This window comes from Arthrobacter sp. Cr_A7 (assembly GCF_029222765.1).
In the GTDB taxonomy this organism is placed as follows: domain Bacteria; phylum Actinomycetota; class Actinomycetes; order Actinomycetales; family Micrococcaceae; genus Arthrobacter.
In genome coordinates this window covers 1-1,603 of record NZ_JARHXQ010000106.1, presented here as the reverse complement: position 1 = coordinate 1,603, position 1,603 = coordinate 1, and the positions used below count along the sequence as shown (strand labels likewise).

2 protein-coding genes are annotated in these 1,603 nt (G+C 67.9%); both read right to left on the bottom strand.

Features of this window, described 5'->3' with window-relative positions; translation table 11 throughout:
• Nucleotides 1-6 precede the first annotated feature (6 nt).
• Nucleotides 7-312 (bottom strand): hypothetical protein, encoded by a 306-nt coding sequence (locus tag P2Q66_RS06485; RefSeq protein WP_079597466.1) that lies wholly within the window; start codon nucleotides 310-312, stop codon nucleotides 7-9.
• 26 nt (nucleotides 313-338) lie between these two features.
• Nucleotides 339-1,460, bottom strand: a complete 1,122-nt coding sequence (locus P2Q66_RS06480; protein ID WP_275726474.1) for a trypsin-like peptidase domain-containing protein — start codon at nucleotides 1,458-1,460, stop codon at nucleotides 339-341.
• Between the last annotated feature and the right edge of the window lie 143 nt (nucleotides 1,461-1,603).

Here is a 1,603-nt window from a genome sequence, read left to right as displayed (position 1 = left end):
AAGAAGTCAGGACTCGGCGCCGCCGTGCAGGCCGTCGTCACTGCTGTCGTCTTCGGGGCCGGTCCCGCGCCCGCCCTGGCTTTGGTCCGAGAGGTCCATGTTGCCGCGGGCCTCGTCCATGGTGGGTCCGCCCGAGGGCACGCTGTACGTGTCCGGCCGGATGCCGTGGGCCTGCTCCTCAATAAGGGCCTGCTCTTCGCTGAAGCGGATCACGTTCGCTTCGTCGCCGGCGTCGCCGGGTACGTCCTCGCGGACCTTGGACGGGTCCGGAATGATGAATCCTGCGTCTGCTTCATCTTTGGGGTGGCTCATTGTCTTACCTTCCTGTCGGGGTGGTGCTAACTTGCGGGCCGTTCGGTGAGTTCCGCCTTGATGTCCAGGTTCTCGTCTCCCCGCTTGACCTTGAACCCGACCGAGTCGCCGGGGTTGCGGTTGCGGAGTTCAGCCAGGAGCCTTTCCGGCGCGTCCAGCTCCACGCCTTCCATGGATTCCAGGACGTCGCCGGGGCGGATGCCGGCACGTCCGGCCGGGCCGTCCTCGTCAACGTTCAGAACCACGACGCCGGTGCTTGCGTCAATGCCCAGCTGCTCGGCGATCTGCCGCGTGAGTTCGCCCGGTGTCAGTCCCACATAGGCGTGCTCTGCGGTGCCGTCGGCGAGCAGCTCCTCCGCGACTTCCACGGCCGTTGCCGCGGGGATGGCAAAGCCCAGTGCCACCGCGCCGGTGGACGGCGGGAGGTAGGCCTCACTGATCCCGATGATCTCGCCGCGCATGTTGATCACGGCACCGCCCGAGTTGCCCGGGCTGATGGGCGCGTCGGTCTGGATCAGGTCCACCAGGGACAGGCTGTTGGAGGCTGAGCCCGGGATGGAGCGGTGGAGCCCGGAAATGATGCCGGCGGTGGCAGTGTTTTCGAAGCCGAGCGGGGAGCCCAGCACCAGTGCCCCCTCGCCCACTTTCGGCAGGTTGGTCTGGTACGTCGGCTTCGGCAGGCCGGTCCGGTTGGCCTGGACCAGGGCGAGGTCCGTCACGGCGTCGGTGGCCCGGACCGTGCCCTCCACCCGCTGGCCGTCGGCGAATGCCACTTCCACCGTGGTGTTGCCGCGGATCACGTGCTCATTGGTCAGGATGAGGCCGTCCTCGGAGTAGACCACACCGCTGCCCAGCCCGCCGTCGGTGAAGATGGTGACCACCGATGGCGAAAGATTCTCCACCAGCTGGGGGATGTTTCCGGCCGCATCAGCACCGCTGCCTGTGGCCGGCGCCGCGGTTGCCGGGGCTGATGCCGAGGGGCTGGCAGTAGTCCCGGTGTTCGTTGCTGTCGCGGCGGTTTCGCTCGGGGCCGGGGGAGGAGGAGAGCCGCCGGTGCAGGCGGAAAGAACGACGGCGGCACTTACGGCAGCCGCTGCGGCGGCGGTCCTGCATCGGCCGGGACGCGTTGGACGTGTGTCCGGGCTCATTCTCAACCTCCCTGCAGATGGTGGCTTTCCTACCACCGTAGCCGGGGAGCGGCTGAAATACCAAGCACACTTAGTATCTGCGGAACTGGGTCGTGCCTGGCAGCGCGCGGGGCAGCCGAAGGGGGGGGCGGCAGCCCAACTGG

Bases quoted from the DNA above. Each gene is read 5' to 3' on its own strand.
- P2Q66_RS06485 (WP_079597466.1), bottom strand. From the start codon at position 312: ATGAGCCACCCCAAAGATGAAGCAGACGCAGGATTCATCATTCCGGAC.
- P2Q66_RS06480 (WP_275726474.1), bottom strand. From the start codon at position 1,460: ATGAGCCCGGACACACGTCCAACGCGTCCCGGCCGATGCAGGACCGCC.